Origin of the sequence: Thalassospira sp. CH_XMU1448-2 (genome assembly GCF_037027285.1) — a bacterium.
GTDB classification, from domain to species: domain Bacteria; phylum Pseudomonadota; class Alphaproteobacteria; order Rhodospirillales; family Thalassospiraceae; genus Thalassospira; species Thalassospira profundimaris_C.
Map to the genome: position 1 here is coordinate 976,076 of NZ_JAYMEA010000002.1, position 18,255 is coordinate 994,330.

Consider the following 18,255-nt stretch of genomic DNA (forward strand, 5'->3'; position numbering starts at 1 on the left):
GACAACCTGCTGATTTGTTGTAACCGTTTAATGACCAGGCGGTGACAGTTTCATAAATATCTTGTGGCACAGACTGCTCCAAACGCGTTTTCGATCCGTATCAGAAGACAAGCCTTTGAATTGTCGCAGAACCAACTTTTCGGGATCGCCACATGACTTCGATCAGGATCGCCATCATCGGTGCAGGCATGGCCGGGCTCAAGGCTGCCAGCACGCTGCACAAAACCGGTATGAACGTGACGGTGTTTGAAAAAAGCCGGGGCCTTGGTGGACGGCTGGCATCACGCCGGACCGAGTTCGGTCATTTCAATCATGGCGCACAATATGTCACGGCCCGCCATCCCGGTTTTGCGGCCTATCTTGAACAGGCAAAATCATTCAACGCTGCACAAAACTGGAAACCGAACCTTCATCATGGACAGGAAACCAGCCCGCAGCAGCTTGGCAACCTTGCCCTTGATCACTGGTATCAGGGCGCACCGCAGATGAACAAGCTGATCGGCCCGCTGGTCGAACCCTTTGAAATTCTCAAACAGCACCAGATCACCCGGATCGAACAGCTCAACACACGCAGCTTTGCCCTTCATGATGATCTGGATGGGAAATTCGGTCCGTTTGACGGCGTGATCGTTACCGCCCCTGCCCCGCAAACCGCAGAGCTGTTGCAACCATTATCACAACGCTACGACCCGATTGGCGACGTAGTCATGGCGCCATGCTGGGCGGTGATGGCGGCGTTTGAAACGCCACTTCCCACCGCTTTTGACGCAATGCTTCATCCGTCCCCCGCGATCAGCTGGGCCGCCCGCAGCAACCCGTCGGATGATCTGTTTCATCGTCGCTGTCCTGATCCCTGGGTTTTGCATGCCTCACCAAATTGGTCGCGTGACCACCTTGAAGATGACCAGCAACGTGTAATCGAAAAGCTTCTTGGCGCCCTTCGTGATGTCAGTGGGGTGAAACTGCCTGATCTGCACAGTGTTCAGGCCCATCGCTGGCGCTATGCACGCACCGAAACACCGTTGGGATCAAGCCATCTGAACGGTATGAATGGGCGCGTCATTGCAGCGGGCGACTGGTGCCTTGGTGCACGGGTCGAAGCAGCATGGCGCAGCGGCCAGTCCGCCGCACATGCCATGATCGAAACCCTGATCGGCTGATCTTGCGATATCGGGTGAAAAATCATGCCGCGTAACGCCAATGGCAAATTTCACGGAAAATCACATCTACCCGAGAAAATCTGTGTCACCTGTAACCGTCCATTTTCATGGCGGCGCAAGTGGAAGGATTGCTGGGACGAGGTGTGCTATTGCTCTGATCGCTGCCGACAGAACCGGAATATGCCCACATCTCGGGACAAACAAAGCAGCCTGTCATGATGCTTGATCAAACTGACGAAGATCTTCCGACCTATGCCATCTTGCGCCAGCGACTTGTCAGTCTGGCAACCGAACGTGGTGCGGAAAGTACCTTCTGTCCGTCTGAAGTTGCCATGACATTTGGAAGCTATTGGCGTGATCTGATGCCACGTGTTCATCAGGTTGCCGAACAACTTTGTTCCGAAGGCCTTCTTGAATATAACAAGGGCGGTGTCAGCCATGGCCAAAACCGCCCTTCTGGTGCTTATCGTTTGCGTCTCATTCCCGTCATTGAAGACTAGAGCCTAGCCGCGCAGACCATGCAGCTGTTTAATCAGGCCTGCAGTCGATGCATCCCGCGATCCGGCGTCTTCCCTGCCCTCGACCATCGGAAGCAGTTCCTTGGCAAGCTGTTTGCCAAGCTCAACCCCCCACTGGTCATAGGAATTGACGTTCCAGATGATACCCTGAACAAAGATTTTATGTTCATACATCGCAACCAGTCGTCCAAGGGTGAACGGATCAAGCTGTTTATAGAGGATCATGGTGCTCGGCTTGTTCCCGGCAAAGACCTTTTGCGGGGCTAGAACATCAATCTCGGCGGGTGAAAGATCGCTACCGGCAAGCTCGGCACGCACTTCATCCTCGGTCTTGCCACGCATAAGCGCCTCGGCCTGCGCAAGGCAGTTCGACACCAGCTTGTCGTGATGGTTGGCCAGCGGATGCAGCGCATTGGCCGCAACTATGAATTCAACCGGGATCAGTTCGGTGCCCTGATGGATCAACTGATAGAATGCGTGTTGCCCGTTCGTGCCCGGTTCGCCCCAGATGATCGGCCCGGTTTCATAGGCAATCGCCTTGCCATCGCGGGTGACCGACTTGCCGTTGCTTTCCATATCGGCCTGCTGCAAATAGGCTGGCAGTCGTGACAAATGCTGATCATAGGGCAGGATTGCCTGGCTGGATGCGCCCAAAACATTGCGATACCACACCCCGATCAGGGCAAGGATCATCGGAATGTTGGTTTCAACCGGTGCCGTTTTGAAATGATTATCCATCGACTGCGCACCGCGCAGCAGTTCTTCGAACTTGTCATAGCCGACCGCGAGAATGATCGGCAAACCAATCGCCGACCACAGGCTGTAGCGCCCGCCAACCCAATCCCAGAACCCAAATGCATTGTCGGTATCAATACCAAATGCCGCAACCTTATCAAGGGCGGTTGAAACCGCGACGAAATGCTTGGCAACTGCACTTTCATCACCAAGTGCCTTGATCAGCCAGTCACGGGCCGAATAGGCATTGGTGAGCGTCTCGTCCGTCGTGAAGGTCTTTGATGCAATGATGAAAAGTGTGGTTTCCGCGTTCAGGTCTTTGAGCGTATCAACAATGTGCGCGCCATCAACGTTCGAAACGAAGTGGCAGCGAATGCCGTCGATATGAAACGGACGGAGCGCTTCATTGACCATGACCGGGCCAAGATCGGAACCACCAATCCCGATATTGACGACATCGGTGATTTCCTTGCCGGTATGGCCTTTCCATGCGCCGGAATGCACGCGTGCCGCAAATGCCTTAAGCCGTGCCAGCACTTCCTTGACAGCTGGCATGACGTCTTCGCCGTCAACCTCAATCGCGCCGCCATCCAGATTACGAAGGGCGGTGTGCAAAACAGCACGGTTTTCGGTGACATTGATCTTGTCCCCTGCAAACATCCGGTCGCGCCATTCTTCAACATTGGCCGCCTTTGCCAACCGGCCAAGGGCGGCCATCACGTCATCGGTGATCAGGTTTTTGGAATAGTCGACAAACAGGTCATTCAGGGCCGCGCTATAGCGTTCAAACCGTGCCGGATCATCAGCAAATGCGCGGCGCAGGTTCAGTTTCCCGGAAACCTCAGCACCCAGTTGATCCAGTTCTTCCCAGCTTGCAGTCAGTTTATCAGCGGACATCACCACCCTCGGGCTTGTTCAACTCGTTACACACCAAAACAGTGCCGTCGCGATCACGCAGACTAGCATCTTGTTCAAACCATGTGTGGGACAGTTTGCAGAATGTCGTGGCAAGATTATGCTGTCACCACGACATCCCTATTCCTAGCGTCTCAACGCGCTGAAAGAAAGTCTTCGACTTCCTTTTCGGTCGGAAGCGCATTAATCGCACCGCGCTTGGTTGCGGTGATCGCCCCCACCGCATTGGCAAAACGGCATGCCGAGATCAGTTTTTCTTCCGAGTTCAGAAGTTCCGGGTCCTTAAGCAACCGCGACAGGAAACCCGCCGTGCAGCCGTCGCCAGCCCCGGTGGCATCAATCGCCGTCACTTCAAAGGACGGCACAAAGCCATCAAATTTCGGGGTAATAAAGCGCGATCCCTTAGGGCCATAGGTTACAATCAGGGCACGCCACTGATCACACCAAAGGTCCTTGATGCCGTCTTCAAGGTCTTCCTTGCCCGACACAAAGATGATTTCCTCGTCCGACATCTTGACGACATCGGCCTGGCTGATGGCAAGACGCAGGATTTCACGCGCCTTTTGCTCGCTCGGCCACAATGGCAGGCGAAGGTTCGGATCACACGAAATGATCGCACCGTTTTCACGCGCAATGCGGATGGCTTCAAGGGTAGCGGCACGCGGATCATCGTCGATCATGCAAAGGGTTCCGTAATGGAACAGATTGGTGGATGTCAGCATGTCCTGATCAAGATCAGCCGGACACAGCAGCATGTCGGCAGACGGACTGCGATAAAATGAAAACTCCCGTTCACCGTCAGCACGCAATGATACAAATGCAAGCCCGGTAAGCGCTTCCTTTGTCAGGACAATGCCCGATGTATCAACATCATCGGCCTTAAGCGTATCCACAAGGAAATGCCCAAAGGCATCATCGCCAAGCTTGCCGATAAAGCCCGTATCAATCCCCAGACGCTTCAATCCCACAGCCGCATTTCCCGGTGCGCCCCCTGCGGCCTTGGCAAAGGCAGGCGCATCGGCAAGGCCGGTACCGGTCACAGTCGGAACAAAATCAATCAGCAGTTCCCCAAGACAAACAGCTTTGGCTGTCATGACGTTTCTCCGTTCGGATTGCCTGCGCATTCACGCAGGCCCGTTATCAAATTCAATGTTGCGATCTGTGGGACCGAAGGCTTTTTAAATCGATTCAATTTGGCGTGCAAATTAAAATCTGGCCGATCAGCATCGCGTCCTTAAACCGATGCCTTTTGTTTGGACAGTGCCCGACCGAATTCGATTTCGCGCACACGTTCCAGCTCGGTCATCCAGCGTTCAAACATGTCATCCCGTTCAAGCTGAATGGCATAGTGACGCTGAAGGGCTGCGGTAAGGCGCCCTTCACGACCCAGCATTTCGTCGGCAAAGGCAATCATCACCGAGTTTGGCCATGCGATCGGGCGCATCTCGCGAATGGTGGTGAATATGCTGTCTTCATCCCGGTCGGGTTCGACCTGTGCCATCAGGGCAATCATGGCTGCGGTTGATCGCGACACACCCATATGACAATGCACCAGCAAGTGACCATCCCGGCGATCCTGATGGCTGGCTTTCAGTTCTTCGCCAAAGGCGAGAATGGCTTCGACATCCGCACGCGTCGGTGCCGGACGGCCTTCCTTGTCGTCAATCACGTCATGGAAGCGTAAAATGGTGCGTTCATGCGGGTCGAAATCGCCAAAGATGGTCGGGTCTTCACGGTCGGGATCAAGCACGGACAGGACGTGGGAAACCCCGTGATTACGGTGGGTTGGTAATTCATCAATGCCACAGATGGTCAAACGGGTAATCGCAATCGGCTTCATTTTCGTTTCCTGTCATATTTCATTTCTTATTCGGCCCTATCAGAGCACAAGAAAATGAAAAAACAAGGGCCGACACCCGTTAAAAGTGCCAGCCCCTGAATTTTTCCAAAGCGACACCACGATTTGCGTCGCCTTGTCCTTATGATCAGAACCGTTATTTCGCGCGGTTTACCGCATGAATGTTCAGCATTTCCCACGCCATGGTTGCCCCGGCCAGAGACGTGATGTCCGAGACATCAAATGGCGGGGAAACTTCAACCACGTCACTGCCGATCAGGTTCACATGACCGGCAAGACCGCGCAGGATCGACACCGCCTGATGGCTGGTAAGGCCACCCAGAACCGGGGTTCCAGTCCCCGGTGCATAGCACGGATCAAGGCCATCAATGTCAAAGGTGATATAGGCCGGATTGTTGCCAACCGTGGCTTTGATCTGCTCGACAATGGCGTCAATCGACATCGACTGAACTTCCGGTCCATAAATGATGTTATAGCCGTGCGTCGACTCATTGTGGGTGCGGATACCGACCTGAATGGATTTCGACGGATTGACGATGCCCTTTTTCGCAGCATGCCAGAACATGGTGCCATGATCGATGCGGTCGCCATCATCTTCCCAGGTATCGGAATGGGCATCGAACTGAATCAGGGAAATGCCATCACCATATTTTTCGGCATGGGCTTTGAGGATCGGATAGGTGATGAAGTGATCGCCCCCAATCGTCAGCATCTTGGCGCCCGACTGCACGATATCACGCGCATGATCCTCGATCATGTCGGGCAGTTTTTCCGGATGGCCCGGATCAATCACCATATCGCCGTAATCAATGACGGCGAGTTCGGCAAAGATATCGCGACCGGACGGGAAATGCGGTGCCCATGCAAGGTTGGTCGATGCACGACGCACGCCTTGCGGGCCAAGACGCGTGCCCGGACGGCTTGAGGTCGCCAGATCATAGGGGATGCCTGTTACAGCAACATCAATGCCATTCAGGTCGCGCGAATAACGGCGGCGCATGAATGACAGCGCACCGGAATACATCGGTTCGCTGGTGTTCTGATGCACAGATTTTGCAGTAAAGGCGTTATCACCGCCCTTGGTGTCAATGACCCCGGTGCTGCTCATTTAACTTGTCCTTCTCACTTCCCGGTATCGTTCTCCGGACCGCCTGCCCTTCAGGGGTCGACAGAGAACCTTACGCGTCGCCCAGTGCAATCCAGGTCGACTTGATTTCACAATATTTATCAAGCGCATGCAGCGAACGATCGCGACCGGTGCCAGACTGTTTGTAACCACCAAACGGCATGGTGATTGACCCACCGTCCCAGCAATTGACCCAGACAAGACCGGAACGCAGTTTCTTTGCGGTCATATGTGCCTTGTTGATGTCGCGCGTCCAGACTGCTGCTGCCAGACCATATGGCGTATCATTTGCGGTCTGAACAGCCTCTTTCCAGTCCTTGACCGAAATAACCGACAGAACCGGGCCAAAGATTTCTTCCTTGGCAATTGTCATGTCGTTCCTGATGCCGTCAAACACAGTCGGCTCAACATAATAGCCACCAGATTCGGTGCGGACACGCTTGCCGCCGGTGCGCAGAACGCCACCTTCGGCAGAGCCCTTTTCGATGTAACCCAGAACACGGTTCATCTGGCTTTCATCAACGATTGCGCCCATCTGGCTTTTCGGGTCAAGCGGATCTCCCGGCTGCATTTTTGCACCCGCTGCGATGACCTTTTCGATGAATTCGTCCTTGATGGTTTCTTCAACGATCAAGCGCGAACCGGCCGTGCAAACTTCACCCTGATTATAGAAGATGCCACCAGCAGCGGCCGCCGCAGCTGCATCCATGTCCGGGCAATCAGCCAGAACGATGTTCGGGCTTTTGCCACCGCATTCAAGCCAGACACGCTTCATGTTGGACTGACCGGAATACTGCAAGAACAGCTTGCCGACCTCGCCCGAACCGGTAAAGGTCACGCAATCCACATCTTCATGAAGGCCAAGCGCCTTGCCCGCCGTCGGACCAAAGCCCGGAACAACGTTCAGGACACCTTCGGGAATGCCTGCCTCGACCGCGATTTCCGCAACACGAAGAGCTGTCAGGGGCGACTGTTCGGCTGGCTTGAGGATGATCGAGTTCCCCATCGCCAATGCCGGGCCCAGTTTCCATACGGCCATCATCAGCGGGAAGTTCCACGGTACCACAGCGGCAATAACACCAAGCGGTTCGCGGGTGATCATGCCGATCTCGTTGGTGCCGGACGGCGAGATTTCGTCATAGATCTTGTCAATCGCCTCGGCGTACCAGCGAATGCATTTGTAAGACAGCGGAATGTCATCGCGTGCGGCAAGCGTGATCGGCTTGCCCATATCAAGGCTTTCAAGCAAGGCCAGTTCGGCCGCATTCTTTTCCAGAAGATCTGCAAAATGAAGCAGGATTGCCTTGCGCTTGGCCGGGGCGGCTTCGGACCAGCTGCCTTTTTCAAACACGGCACGGGCCGATGCCACGGCACGGTTGACGTCCTCGACATCGCATTCGGCAACCTTGGTCAGCACCGACCCGTCACGCGGGCTGATACAGTCAAAGGTTTTGCCCGATGCCGCATCGACATAGGCACCGTTGATGAACGCCTTGTTGCGGATATCAAGGGCGGCAGCCTGTGCGGTCAGTTGTTCAAAATTCAACGGATTGGTCATCGGAAGTCTCCTGACGGATGGCGCTTATGGGGCCTTGTTCAATTTCGGTAATCTGGTCGGGCATTCTGCCCGGATAATCATGTGATCATGTGATCAATATGACGGCGGTGTCGCGGCACTGACGATTTCGCATTCCCCGTCCCCGACATTGCGGAAACGGTGCGGTATTTCGGCATTGAAGTAATAGGCATCACCGGGACCAAGAACCTTGACCCTTTCACCCACCGTGACTTCAAGTTTGCCGCGAACGACAACACCGGCTTCCTCGCCCTTCTGGACGATCAGGTTATCGCCGGTATCCCCGCCTGCCGGATAGGTTTCATGCAGCACACGCAATTTACGATCCTTGCGTGATGCGCCAACAAGACGCATTGACATCGTCCCGTCGGAAAGTTCGACAAGTTCTTCTTTTTTAAAGAAAATTTCTTCACCATTGTCGAGATCAATGGTGAAGAAATCAATCAGGCTCATCGGGATGCCTGCCAATACCTTGGCAAGGCTGTCAACAGACGGGCTGACCCGGTTTTGTTCGATGGTTGAAATCGTGCTGTTGGTGACACCGGCACGTCGTGCCAGCTCACGTTGCGACAGCCCATACATGCTGCGCACGGCCTTCAACCGATCTCCTACCTTTTGTGACATTCCCGTCGTTTCCCTATCGAACGTTTTCTTATGTTTATGTGCGATCAGACAGCGTCAAGGTACCAGCGATATTCAAGCTGGGTAACTTCGGCAAAGAATTCGTCATATTCCGCGCGACGGCAGATATCGAAGACTTCGACAAACCGTTCACCCAGATAGTCCTTGACGATATCGCCTTCAACAAACCGGTCGAGTGCTGAAATCATGCTGCGCGGAACAATCCGCCCGCCATGCTGTTCATAGCCGTTGCCAACGGTCGGCTCACCCGGATCAAGTTGGTTTTTGATCCCGTGATGCATGCCCGCAAGAACACAGGCCAAAACCAGATACGGGTTGGCATCTGCCCCTGATACACGATGTTCAACACGGGCGGCTTTCGGGCTGCCTGCGGGAATACGAAGTGCAACAGTACGGTTGTTAAGTCCCCAATTCGGCGACATCGGCGCATAGGCCTTGTTCTGGAACCGGCGGAAAGAGTTCGGGTTCGGCGCAAAGATCGCCATGCTTTCAAACATGGCTTCCTGCAGGCCACCAATTGCAAAGCGCAGATTGTCCGAAACTTCTTCATCCCCGACCGGCGACAATACATTGTTGTCGTCCTTGTCACGCAACGATACGTGAACATGAAGACCGTTACCGGCCTGATCGGAATATGGCTTGGCCATAAAGGTCGCGGTGACCCCATGATCCCAGGCAATGCCCTTGACCACGCGTTTGAGCTGCATGGCATGATCTGCTGCCAGCATCGGATCAGTCACATGACCAAGATTGATCTCGAACTGGCCGGGGCCGGCTTCGGCCACGATGGTATCGGCCGGGATGCCCTGACGGTTGAGTTCGGCCACCGCATCATGAAGGACTTTTTCAAAATCCTCGATCTGTTGCAGGCCGTAAACCTGAACACCATCCGACGCAATCCCGCCGCCAAGCGGTTGTGGCGGCAACGGTTCGGCGGTTTTTTCATTCTGGTCGGCAAGATAGAATTCAAGTTCAAGTGCGACAGTCGGGTACAGACCGTCTGCGGCCATCCGGTCAACAACGCCCTGAAGAACGTTGCGCGGATCGGCAAAGAACCGGGTGCCGTCAAGATTGTGCAGGCTCATCATCACCTGGGCGAGCGGCAATTCACCATAAGGGACAAGACACAGGGTTCCCGGGATCGGTTTTGCCAGATTGTCCTGGTCACCGCTCGACCAAAGAAGTCCCGTACCTTCCGGGTTGTCACCGGTGATATCCACCAGACACATCGAACCGGGTAAAGTCACGCCTTCGGTAAAACTTTTAAGAAACTTTTGTTTGCTGATTCGCTTGCCGCGAAACACGCCGTTAATGTCGGGAATGAGCAACTCAACAAGTTCGACATCAGGATTTTCTTCAAAGAATCGTTGGGCTTCTGCCCTACTGTCTTCGACGAACGACTTGTTCATCGTCTTATACTCCCAGAAAAGGCCTATTATTAAAGCAATTGCGCCTGTCTGCCATCGTGCCGTGCCGGAATGCGCCGGTCAAGCCCCTTCGTTCGATATATCGTGCAAATCATGCAGTGCAAAAAGACGCAAGATCCTCAAACATCTTTTGCCCCCGGCATGAGGTGTATCGACCACATAGCGCCAAAACCAACACAGAATACTGAAAAAATTTGTCGAAAAATCCTCTTGCAAAGGTGTTCAAAAAAACGAACACTAAATGCAGATGTTCAACATATCGCACAAAAGCAGACCAGCATCGCTGTCAGGAGACGTTATGAATAATTTCGACAAAACCGCCTATTGGCAGGACATTGACCAGGCACACCACCTTCATCCGTTCACCGATACGGCGGACCTGAATAATCGTGGCACCCGGGTTATCACACGTGCCCAGGGCGTCTTTATCGAAGATTCCACTGGCAAACGCTATCTTGATGGCATGGCGGGTCTGTGGTGCGTCAATATCGGCTATGGTCGCAAGGAACTTGCTGACGCGGCCTATGCCCAGATGCAGGAACTGCCCTACTATAACAACTTCTTCCAGTGCGCGAATACTCCGGCGATCGAGCTTTCCAAAGTTCTTGCCGAAATCACGCCAGAAGGCCTGAACCACGTATTTTACGCCAATTCCGGGTCGGAAGCCAATGACACGGTCGTTCGCATGGTTCGCCAGTACTGGAAACTCAAAGGCAAGGCCGAACGCACCTATATCATCAGCCGCAAGAACGCCTATCACGGTTCGACTGTGGCCGGTGCGTCGCTTGGTGGCATGTCGGGCATGCATGCGCAAGGCGGCCCGATGCTTCCCGATGTTGTTCATATTGATCAGCCCTACTGGTATGGCGAAGGTGGCGATCACACGCCCGAGGAATTCGGCCTGATTGCAGCCCGCAAGCTTGAAGAGAAAATCGAGGAACTTGGCGCAGATCGCGTTGGTGCCTTTATCGGCGAACCGATCCAGGGTGCGGGTGGCGTGATCATTCCGCCGTCGACCTACTGGCCGGAAATTCAGCGTATCTGCAAGAAATACGACATTCTTCTGATTGCCGATGAAGTCATTTGCGGCTTTGGCCGTACCGGGAACTGGTTCGGTTCTGATACCTTTGATATCAAACCCGACCTGATGCCGATGGCAAAAGGCATGTCGTCAGGTTACCTGCCGATTTCGGCCGTCATGGTTGGTGATCGCGTTGCCGATGTTCTGATCAATGAATGTGGTGAATTCACCCATGGCTTCACCTATTCCGGTCACCCGGCATGTGCCGCGGTCGCACTGGAAAACATCCGAATCCTGCGCGACGAAAAAATGGTCGAACGCGTCAGGGATGATATCGGCCCGTATTTCGCCAACGCACTCAAGACCCTTGAAGACCACCCGCTGGTCGGTGCGGTTGAAACTGTTGGCCTCATTGCCGGGATGCCGCTGGTTGATGACAAAAAAACCCGCAAAGCTTTTGACAAGCCGGGCACGGTTGGCACCATTTGCCGGGATGCCTGTGTGGCCAATGGTGTGATCATGCGCGCCTGTGGGGATCGCATGGTTCTTTCGCCGCCGCTTTGCATCACACGTGATGAAGTCGACGAGCTGGTCAAACGCGCCCGTGCCGCCTTTGACGAGACGGCAAGGAAAATCGGCAAAATGTAAAAACCGGTTTGATCTGAATTGAGTAAATGACACAAACACCCGGCGGTATCATGATCGCCGGGTGTTTTCGGTTTACGCCCGTGTTCCTTGCCCAAATACCAGCCCCATTACCTGACAGAGTGCGACATGCTCAAACGTCTTTATCAGCCGCTTGCCTATCAGACCCAAACCATGCCCGACAGTTACTGGGCGGCAAGTGCCGGTCCTTTGCCCCGATGTGAAACGCTTCCCGCTGAAGGCACGTTTAAAACCGGTGTTGCGATTATTGGCGGTGGCTATACCGGGCTTTCGACCGCGTTGGAGCTTGCCGAGAACGGGGTCGAGGTTGCTGTTTTCGATGCCGGGCGCAGTGGCTGGGGCGCTTCGGGCCGTAATGGCGGATTTTGCTGTATCGGTGGCAGCCCGCTTAGCTATGCCGAACTGGGCTTACGCTTTGGCGAGGACGAAACACGCCATTACGCGCGGCTTCAACGTCAATCCATCGACCTTGTCGCATCCCGCCTTGATGACTGGGGCATTGATGCAGACCGTCATTCCGATGGTGAAGTCGTTCTGGCCCATAAACCAAACCGCATCGCAGAGCTTCATGAAGAAGATGCGCAACATGCGCATTTCTCCGATATCGATTGTCAATTTCTGACCCGCGAACAATTGCATGAACGCGGCCTTGTTGCGGCTGACACCTATGGCGGTTTGCATGTCAAAACCGGGTTCGGCCTGCATCCGCTTAAATACCTTGCCGGTCTACATCAGCAATGTATCGCCAAAGGTGTTCGGATATTCGAACAGGCGATGATCGAAGACCTGAAAGATACCGGCACAGGCTATGACCTTCGGTCCGGAAATACACGGATTTCGGCGCAAAAGGTTGTCATCGCGACCAACGGTTACAGTGCGGAAAACCTTCCCGACTGGATTGGCGGGCGTTTGATGCCGGTCTTTTCCGGAATTCTGGTAACCCGCCCGCTGTCCGATGATGAACTTGCCGAACAGGGCTGGACCAGTGATCTGATGGCCTATGACAGTCGCATCCTTTTGCATTATTTCCGCAAATTGCCTGATAACCGCTTCATGTTTGGTGGTCGGGGCGGCATTACCGCGACGCAATCGGCCTTTGATGCTGGCAAAAGGGATCTTTTGCATCATTTCGATCGCATGTTCCCGGCATGGCGGGATGTTGACATCACCCATCACTGGAACGGGCTTGCCTGTCTGTCACAATCCTTCCGGCCCTATATCGGTCGCGTACCGGGCCATCGCGAGGTCTGGACCGGGCTTGGCTGGCATGGCAATGGCGTCGCCCTTGGCAGCCTTGCCGGGCAGATGTTGGGCAAACAAATCCTTGGCACCGGAAAACCGTCCGATATCGGAACCATTCTTGGCACCCCGCCAGACCGGTTCCCGCTTGCTCGGTTCCGCCGCCTTGGACGCAGCCTTGCCTATCGATATTACGGATTGCGCGACAGATTTGCGTAATGGCCCAAACTGACCTATGTCATGTCGCGGCGATATGCTTTCGGGCTATTGCCGCGATCACATCACAACCCGGAACGAGCCCGCATTCAGATGTCAGACCAACCGACCCTTGCCGAAATCAAGGAGCGCCGCGAAATCGCCACCCGTCGTATCAAGGAAGATACCGGGATCGATCAGGACATGATCAAGAACATCGTTCATGGCTTTTACGCCAAGGTCCGCGATGACGCGATGCTGGGCCCTGTCTTTGATGAAAAGGTCGAAAACTGGGATCATCATCTGGATCGTATGGTGATGTTCTGGTCATCGGTAGCCCTTGCCACGGGCAATTATGATGGCCGTCCGATGCAAAAACACCTGTCGCTTAAGATCACCCGTCATCATTTTGACCGCTGGCTCGAACTTTTTGCCCAGACCCTGTCGGAATATTGCGAAGAACCCGCCGCCCGCCATTTCATGGAACGCGCCCTGCGCATCGCATCAAGTTTCGAGATCGGCATCGCCGCCCATAATGGCGTGATCCTTGGCAAAGGCGAACGCTATGATCCGGTTTCAAGCTGGGATCCGAAATAACGGCCGTCGGGTTTTCGGGCAGAAAACCCGACAGAATACTCGACGGCCAGACCACAACCGGTTGATCAATAAACACATTCTGACATCGAGAGCCTGAAAACATAACTGCGCATTTAAACGCACCGCCGCTTTTCACAAATCCACAATGTCAACTAAGTTGACAAATATCATTGATTGCTGTTTCCTGAGGGTATGGAAACAAATCAACTCTCATCAACCGAAAAACTTTATCACGCCATTCAACTGACCCGTCCGCTGTTGCGCAATATTGCGGCCTATGTGGAACGGGAACTCGGCAATAGCGGGGTGACGGTTGGCCAGCGTGCTGTTCTGGAAGTTCTGGATGATGGCGGGGCCATGACCGCCCCGCAATTAACCGACCGTCTCGAACTCAAACGCCAGTTCATTGCCCGTATGCTCGCCGAAACGACAGAGCTTGGCTTGACGACGCAACAAACCAATCCCGATCATGCACGTGCGCATTTCCATGTCCTAACAGATCGCGGACAGGCGGCAATCCGTGCCATTCGCGGTCATGAAATGGATATGCTTCGGGAACTCGCAGGCCTTTTTACCGTTGAAGAAATAGACACCCATTATCGGCTTCAACAAAGCATGAACCGCTGGTTTGCAGACCGGGCATCTGCACCCAAGAACGCGAACCCCAAAGAAACACGGAGAAAGTGACGATGTGGTTTGCGCTCCTGATCATTCCAATCCTGATTGTTGCCCTGATTGCCTACACAATTTACGGACATCACCGCCACCTTACTGCCAGCACCGGTGCGCCAATTGAAACCGAGCTGCGCCCGAACACCGCCGTTTTGATCGTTGATCTGCAAGAAGATTTTACGTCCGACACGGCAAAGAACGCTTATCCGGCCGACAAGCTTCACAATGCGCTTGTCGCGATCAATGACCTCGTTGAAACCGCGAATGCCAATGACATCCCGGTGATTTCAATTCGTCAGAAATTTGACGGGTTTTATATCAATCTTCTGGTCAAGCTGCTGAACGAAGGCCGTGGCAGCGCATCATCGACCGGGCTTTCTCTTGATGACCGGATTGATGGCGATATTGACCACGATATTGTCAAATCACGGGCCGATGCGTTTCACGAACCGGAACTGGATCGGGTTCTTGCACGCCATGATGTCGGCAAGCTGATCATTGTCGGGCTTGATGGCGATTATTGTGTCAATGCCACCATTCAGGGGGCGCTTAATCGCGGCTATGACATTTCCATAAGTGATGCGACCACCTTGGCCCTTAATCCGGAAAGCTGGCTGAAAACAAAATCCCGCCTGATCGCTGCGGGCGTTCATGACGGGATTGCAAAGCACAGCACACCCAAAACCGATCAGGCCAAAACTCTTGATCCGGCCTGATCACACTTGATGATCACAACTTGTCGCGGATCGAGTACCACAACATCGCCGCGACCAGCAGCGGAAAGCGCAATGACTTTCCGCCCGGGAAGACCGGGATTTTGATGTTCGACATCACATCAAACCGGTCCATGGTGCCCGCCACCGCATCGGCCATGATCTGTCCGGCCAGGGTCGCCATCGCAACACCATGTCCGGAATAACCCGATGCGGTGAAAGTGTTGTCGTCGATCTTGCGGAAGAACGGCATGCGGTTCATCGTAATCGCCAATGTCCCACCCCAGCCATAATCAATCTTCACGTCTTTAAGCTGCGGATAGACTTCCAGCATATGCGGCGACACAAAAGATTTGATATCGCGCGGAAAGGTATAGCCATATGTCTCCCCCCCGCCAAACAACATGCGTTTATCGGCACTTAGCCGGTAATAGTTAATCACGAACTTTGAATCCGCGACCGCCACATCATCACGGATCAGCTCGCGCGCCAGATCATCACCCAGCGGTTCGGTAGCGATGATGAAATTGTTGATCGGCATGACGCGCCTGGCCACCCGGTCATCAAGCGCATCAAGATATCCGTTACAGCCAAGGATCAACTTGTTCGCGCGAACAACCGCGCCATCCCGCGTTTTGACCGTAACCTTGCCTGCCTGATTTTCGTAGGACGTGACAAAGGCCCCCTCAAATATCCGGGCACCAGCACGACGGGCCGCGTCAGCAATCCCGAGTGCGAAATTCAGCGGATGAATATGACCCGCTCCCATATCAAGCGACCCACCGTGATAAAACTCGGATCCGAGCATCTCGCGCATCTCATCGCGATCAACGGCCCGGATCTGGTCATAACCATATTCGGTCTGAAGCTTGTGGGCATATTCATGAGTTTCAGGGACAAAGCGCGCACGATGATCGGCATGTAGAATGCCCGGTTTCCAGTCACACTTGATGTCGTGCTTGGCGATCAGCGACTTGACGATGTCCTTTGACTGTTCGGCAATATCCCAAAGTTTCTTGGCATCCGCGCGCCCGACCATCTTTTCAAGATCGTCCTGTTCGCGGCGCTGGCCCGATCCGACCTGACCACCATTGCGGCCCGAAGCGCCCCAGCCAACCCGGTGTGCTTCAAGCAGGATGACGTCAAATCCGCGTTCCGCAAGATGCAGGGCCGAAGACAAACCGGTAAAGCCCCCGCCGATCACGACAATGTCGCAGGTTTGATCCCCCTCAAGCTTTGCAAATTTTTCGGTCGGATTTGCGGTGGCCGCATAATAGGACGCCGGATAGGTGCCGTCCTTGTCATTGGCCGTCAGCAGATTGGGGGTAAACACGAGGAATCCTCATTTTCGTTGTTTATCGTCGCCCTATCCTGCCCGAACAGGCCCATCTATCAAGGGAAAACTGCCCGTTTTCGGCATGGTCTGGCGCATTTCGCCGATTATGCCAAAACAGACAACCCAAAGGGAAAAGGATTGCGCCAACCCGCACCCAAAACGCGATAAATGTCAGTCGGCTTTAACCGAAGTCAGATGCCTCATCCCTAGGCACCTTGCGTAACCGCCTCGACCATGCGCAACGCGGTTTTGGTTGCCGCACAGCCGCCGCGCGCCGTACAGCGCAAATCCGGATGCATCATCGCGCCGATCTTGACGGTCTGATCGACCAGTTCGTCATATCCCAGCACCGCATCAAACCCGGCAAGAACCGCCATTGCCGATGAAAAGGCGTGCGAAACACCTGCAACATTACGGGCATGGCACGGGATTTCAACATCTCCGCCGACCGGGTCACAGACAAGGCCAAGGGTATTCATCAGACACATGCTTGCCGCATCAAAGCATTGCCTTGCCGATCCGCCATAGGCCTGCGCGACACCGGCAGCCGCCATTGCCGCCGACGCCCCGGTTTCCACCGAACAGCCGCCACATTCTGCGGCAAAGGTTCCGCGTGCGGCAAATACCGCGCCGATCAGTGCCATGACCTGAAGGGCATCCGTCGCTCCTTCGATATCAATGCCGTGACGGATCAGGCCATAAAGCGTTCCGGGCACCACACCCGCACTTCCCGCCGTCGGGGCAGCACAGACCAGCCCCCGGTTACTGTCACGCTCCATCGCCGAGAGCGCACCGGCAATTGCATCCTGAAGTACTGGCCCGCCAAGACCGCCGGGCAAATTGGCGTCACGCACCTTGCGGGCCCGCAAGGTGAGGAACCGCATCACGTTGTCTTCGGGTTTGGCATCAAATCCCTCGGCCACGACACGCAACATCAATTCACAGCGTTCACGGAACAGAATGCGTGTTGCCTCACGCGAAAGGCCAAGACGCCTGGCCTCAAGGGCCAAGGCCGCATCGGCGATTGATCCGCCTTCATCCTGATCGGCAACCGCAATCACCGCGTCACTGGTTGAAAACAGATCATCCATTGCGCAGACCGGGTATTGTGACGCATCGGCGAACCGTACATCACGAACGTCATCACGTGCCGCAATCCCGGCCAGACAGTCGGCGGACGGCACGGATTGCAGGGAAATCTCGACGCGATTGTGCTTCTGATCGACCGACATCCCCAAAAGCCTGTTCTCACCAGTTGCAAGAAGGCTTGCAATTTGGTCGGCATCAGATACCGCGCCCGCGCCCCAGACAAAAACTGTCGCTGTTTTACCGGTCATAAACAGGGCTTCGCCATTCATGCTGTCGATGTAATACATCCCGCCACCAACCGAGGCACCGGTATAGATATCGGTTCGTGCATCCCCGTCCCGACCACGCAGGGTCAGCTCAAGGTCCACCCGGTTGGGGTGGTTGTTGTTATCAAGTTCGGTGACCTCGACCGCGAAATGAAATCCTTCGCCGCGCTCCACCCGACCCAGAATTTCGCGGTAATCGGCATCGGTCAGCTTGGCCCCGTAAAGCCCAGCAGCAAAGTTTTCATCCGAGCTTTGCGCCTTGTAGCACGGGGCAAAAGACCCGCGCGGATCAAACCGCACCACCGCCTTTTCAAGAACCTCGCCGTTCGAGCACGAAAGTTCGCGGACAAGCTTTGCCATCATATAGGGTGCAGCACAGTGCGAACTGGACGGCCCGCGCATGACGGGACCGATGACGGAATTAAGCAGGCTGATTTCTTGCATGGCGGTACTTCTTGATTGGCGCTGTATGTCGGATTTTGCGGGATAATTGCATACAATATG

Annotated in this window: 17 protein-coding genes; 8 read left to right on the plus strand and 9 right to left on the minus strand. The window is 54.5% G+C overall.

Going from position 1 to position 18,255, the window contains the following annotated elements; genetic code table 11:
- The first annotated feature begins 152 nt into the window (after positions 1-152).
- Genes WA318_RS11885 through WA318_RS11895 form a run of 3 tightly spaced genes read left to right on the plus strand, consistent with a single transcriptional unit; the run spans position 153 to position 1,660 of the window.
- Positions 153-1,160 carry an NAD(P)/FAD-dependent oxidoreductase gene (locus WA318_RS11885; RefSeq protein WP_336081302.1) on the plus strand — a complete coding sequence of 336 codons (1,008 nt, stop codon included), beginning with the start codon at positions 153-155 and terminating at the stop codon, positions 1,158-1,160.
- A gap of 24 nt (positions 1,161-1,184) precedes the next feature.
- The gene (locus WA318_RS11890) at positions 1,185-1,379 is read left to right on the plus strand and encodes a DUF2256 domain-containing protein (protein WP_336081303.1); all 195 of its coding nucleotides are present in this window, start codon (positions 1,185-1,187) and stop codon (positions 1,377-1,379) included.
- The gene (locus tag WA318_RS11895) at positions 1,376-1,660 is read left to right on the plus strand and encodes a DUF3253 domain-containing protein (protein ID WP_336081305.1); all 285 of its coding nucleotides are present in this window, start codon (positions 1,376-1,378) and stop codon (positions 1,658-1,660) included. The genes WA318_RS11890 and WA318_RS11895 overlap by 4 nt, the downstream gene beginning before the upstream one ends.
- A 3-nt stretch (positions 1,661-1,663) precedes the next feature.
- Here the strand turns inward: WA318_RS11895 and pgi are convergent, their stop codons facing one another.
- The 7 genes from pgi to WA318_RS11930 form a co-directional block, all read right to left on the minus strand.
- Positions 1,664-3,310 carry a glucose-6-phosphate isomerase gene (gene pgi / locus WA318_RS11900; protein WP_336081307.1) on the minus strand — a complete coding sequence of 549 codons (1,647 nt, stop codon included), beginning with the start codon at positions 3,308-3,310 and terminating at the stop codon, positions 1,664-1,666.
- A gap of 152 nt (positions 3,311-3,462) precedes the next feature.
- Positions 3,463-4,422 carry a PfkB family carbohydrate kinase gene (locus WA318_RS11905; RefSeq protein ID WP_336081309.1) on the minus strand — a complete coding sequence of 320 codons (960 nt, stop codon included), beginning with the start codon at positions 4,420-4,422 and terminating at the stop codon, positions 3,463-3,465.
- Positions 4,423-4,562: 140 nt separating this feature from the next.
- A complete protein-coding gene (locus WA318_RS11910; protein ID WP_114097322.1) occupies positions 4,563-5,168 on the minus strand; it encodes a tyrosine phosphatase family protein in 606 nt (201 codons plus the stop codon).
- 154 nt (positions 5,169-5,322) lie between these two features.
- Complete coding sequence (gene speB, locus WA318_RS11915) at positions 5,323-6,294, minus strand: agmatinase (RefSeq protein WP_114097321.1); 972 nt, start codon at positions 6,292-6,294, stop codon at positions 5,323-5,325.
- A 70-nt stretch (positions 6,295-6,364) separates the two neighbouring features.
- The gene (locus tag WA318_RS11920; RefSeq protein WP_336081313.1) at positions 6,365-7,870 is read right to left on the minus strand and encodes an aldehyde dehydrogenase; all 1,506 of its coding nucleotides are present in this window, start codon (positions 7,868-7,870) and stop codon (positions 6,365-6,367) included.
- Positions 7,871-7,963: 93 nt separating this feature from the next.
- Complete coding sequence (locus WA318_RS11925; protein ID WP_114097319.1) at positions 7,964-8,512, minus strand: cupin domain-containing protein; 549 nt, start codon at positions 8,510-8,512, stop codon at positions 7,964-7,966.
- 44 nt (positions 8,513-8,556) lie between these two features.
- Positions 8,557-9,939, minus strand: coding sequence for a glutamine synthetase family protein (locus tag WA318_RS11930; protein WP_114097318.1), 1,383 nt, complete (start codon positions 9,937-9,939; stop codon positions 8,557-8,559).
- A gap of 316 nt (positions 9,940-10,255) precedes the next feature.
- Here WA318_RS11930 and WA318_RS11935 point away from each other — a divergent pair, with 316 nt between their 5' ends.
- From WA318_RS11935 to WA318_RS11955, 5 genes are all read left to right on the plus strand, one after another.
- A complete protein-coding gene (locus tag WA318_RS11935; RefSeq protein ID WP_114097317.1) occupies positions 10,256-11,626 on the plus strand; it encodes an aspartate aminotransferase family protein in 1,371 nt (456 codons plus the stop codon).
- A 126-nt stretch (positions 11,627-11,752) separates the two neighbouring features.
- On the plus strand, positions 11,753-13,102 hold the full coding sequence (locus WA318_RS11940) for an NAD(P)/FAD-dependent oxidoreductase (RefSeq protein ID WP_336081316.1): 1,350 nt from the start codon (positions 11,753-11,755) through the stop codon (positions 13,100-13,102).
- Positions 13,103-13,192: 90 nt separating this feature from the next.
- The gene (locus tag WA318_RS11945; protein ID WP_336081318.1) at positions 13,193-13,675 is read left to right on the plus strand and encodes a group III truncated hemoglobin; all 483 of its coding nucleotides are present in this window, start codon (positions 13,193-13,195) and stop codon (positions 13,673-13,675) included.
- Positions 13,676-13,867: 192 nt separating this feature from the next.
- Entirely contained in the window at positions 13,868-14,362 is a 495-nt protein-coding gene (locus tag WA318_RS11950) for a MarR family winged helix-turn-helix transcriptional regulator (protein ID WP_336081320.1), read from the plus strand.
- 2 nt (positions 14,363-14,364) lie between these two features.
- Positions 14,365-15,063, plus strand: coding sequence for a cysteine hydrolase (locus WA318_RS11955; protein ID WP_336081322.1), 699 nt, complete (start codon positions 14,365-14,367; stop codon positions 15,061-15,063).
- Positions 15,064-15,076: 13 nt separating this feature from the next.
- Here the strand turns inward: WA318_RS11955 and WA318_RS11960 are convergent, their stop codons facing one another.
- A complete protein-coding gene (locus WA318_RS11960) occupies positions 15,077-16,393 on the minus strand; it encodes an NAD(P)/FAD-dependent oxidoreductase (protein ID WP_114097312.1) in 1,317 nt (438 codons plus the stop codon).
- A gap of 209 nt (positions 16,394-16,602) precedes the next feature.
- Positions 16,603-18,195, minus strand: a complete 1,593-nt coding sequence (locus WA318_RS11965; protein ID WP_336081325.1) for an L-serine ammonia-lyase, iron-sulfur-dependent, subunit alpha — start codon at positions 18,193-18,195, stop codon at positions 16,603-16,605.
- Between the last annotated feature and the right edge of the window lie 60 nt (positions 18,196-18,255).

Bases quoted from the DNA above. Each gene is read 5' to 3' on its own strand.
- speB (WP_114097321.1), bottom strand. From the start codon at position 6,294: ATGAGCAGCACCGGGGTCATTGACACCAAGGGCGGTGATAACGCCTTT.
- WA318_RS11935 (WP_114097317.1), top strand. From the start codon at position 10,256: ATGAATAATTTCGACAAAACCGCCTATTGGCAGGACATTGACCAGGCA.
- WA318_RS11955 (WP_336081322.1), top strand. From the start codon at position 14,365: ATGTGGTTTGCGCTCCTGATCATTCCAATCCTGATTGTTGCCCTGATT.
- WA318_RS11950 (WP_336081320.1), top strand. From the start codon at position 13,868: ATGGAAACAAATCAACTCTCATCAACCGAAAAACTTTATCACGCCATT.
- WA318_RS11945 (WP_336081318.1), top strand. From the start codon at position 13,193: ATGTCAGACCAACCGACCCTTGCCGAAATCAAGGAGCGCCGCGAAATC.
- WA318_RS11965 (WP_336081325.1), bottom strand. From the start codon at position 18,195: ATGCAAGAAATCAGCCTGCTTAATTCCGTCATCGGTCCCGTCATGCGC.
- pgi (WP_336081307.1), bottom strand. From the start codon at position 3,310: ATGTCCGCTGATAAACTGACTGCAAGCTGGGAAGAACTGGATCAACTG.
- WA318_RS11930 (WP_114097318.1), bottom strand. From the start codon at position 9,939: ATGAACAAGTCGTTCGTCGAAGACAGTAGGGCAGAAGCCCAACGATTC.
- WA318_RS11905 (WP_336081309.1), bottom strand. From the start codon at position 4,422: ATGACAGCCAAAGCTGTTTGTCTTGGGGAACTGCTGATTGATTTTGTT.
- WA318_RS11910 (WP_114097322.1), bottom strand. From the start codon at position 5,168: ATGAAGCCGATTGCGATTACCCGTTTGACCATCTGTGGCATTGATGAA.
- WA318_RS11920 (WP_336081313.1), bottom strand. From the start codon at position 7,870: ATGACCAATCCGTTGAATTTTGAACAACTGACCGCACAGGCTGCCGCC.
- WA318_RS11890 (WP_336081303.1), top strand. From the start codon at position 1,185: ATGCCGCGTAACGCCAATGGCAAATTTCACGGAAAATCACATCTACCC.
- WA318_RS11895 (WP_336081305.1), top strand. From the start codon at position 1,376: ATGATGCTTGATCAAACTGACGAAGATCTTCCGACCTATGCCATCTTG.
- WA318_RS11885 (WP_336081302.1), top strand. From the start codon at position 153: ATGACTTCGATCAGGATCGCCATCATCGGTGCAGGCATGGCCGGGCTC.
- WA318_RS11940 (WP_336081316.1), top strand. From the start codon at position 11,753: ATGCTCAAACGTCTTTATCAGCCGCTTGCCTATCAGACCCAAACCATG.
- WA318_RS11925 (WP_114097319.1), bottom strand. From the start codon at position 8,512: ATGTCACAAAAGGTAGGAGATCGGTTGAAGGCCGTGCGCAGCATGTAT.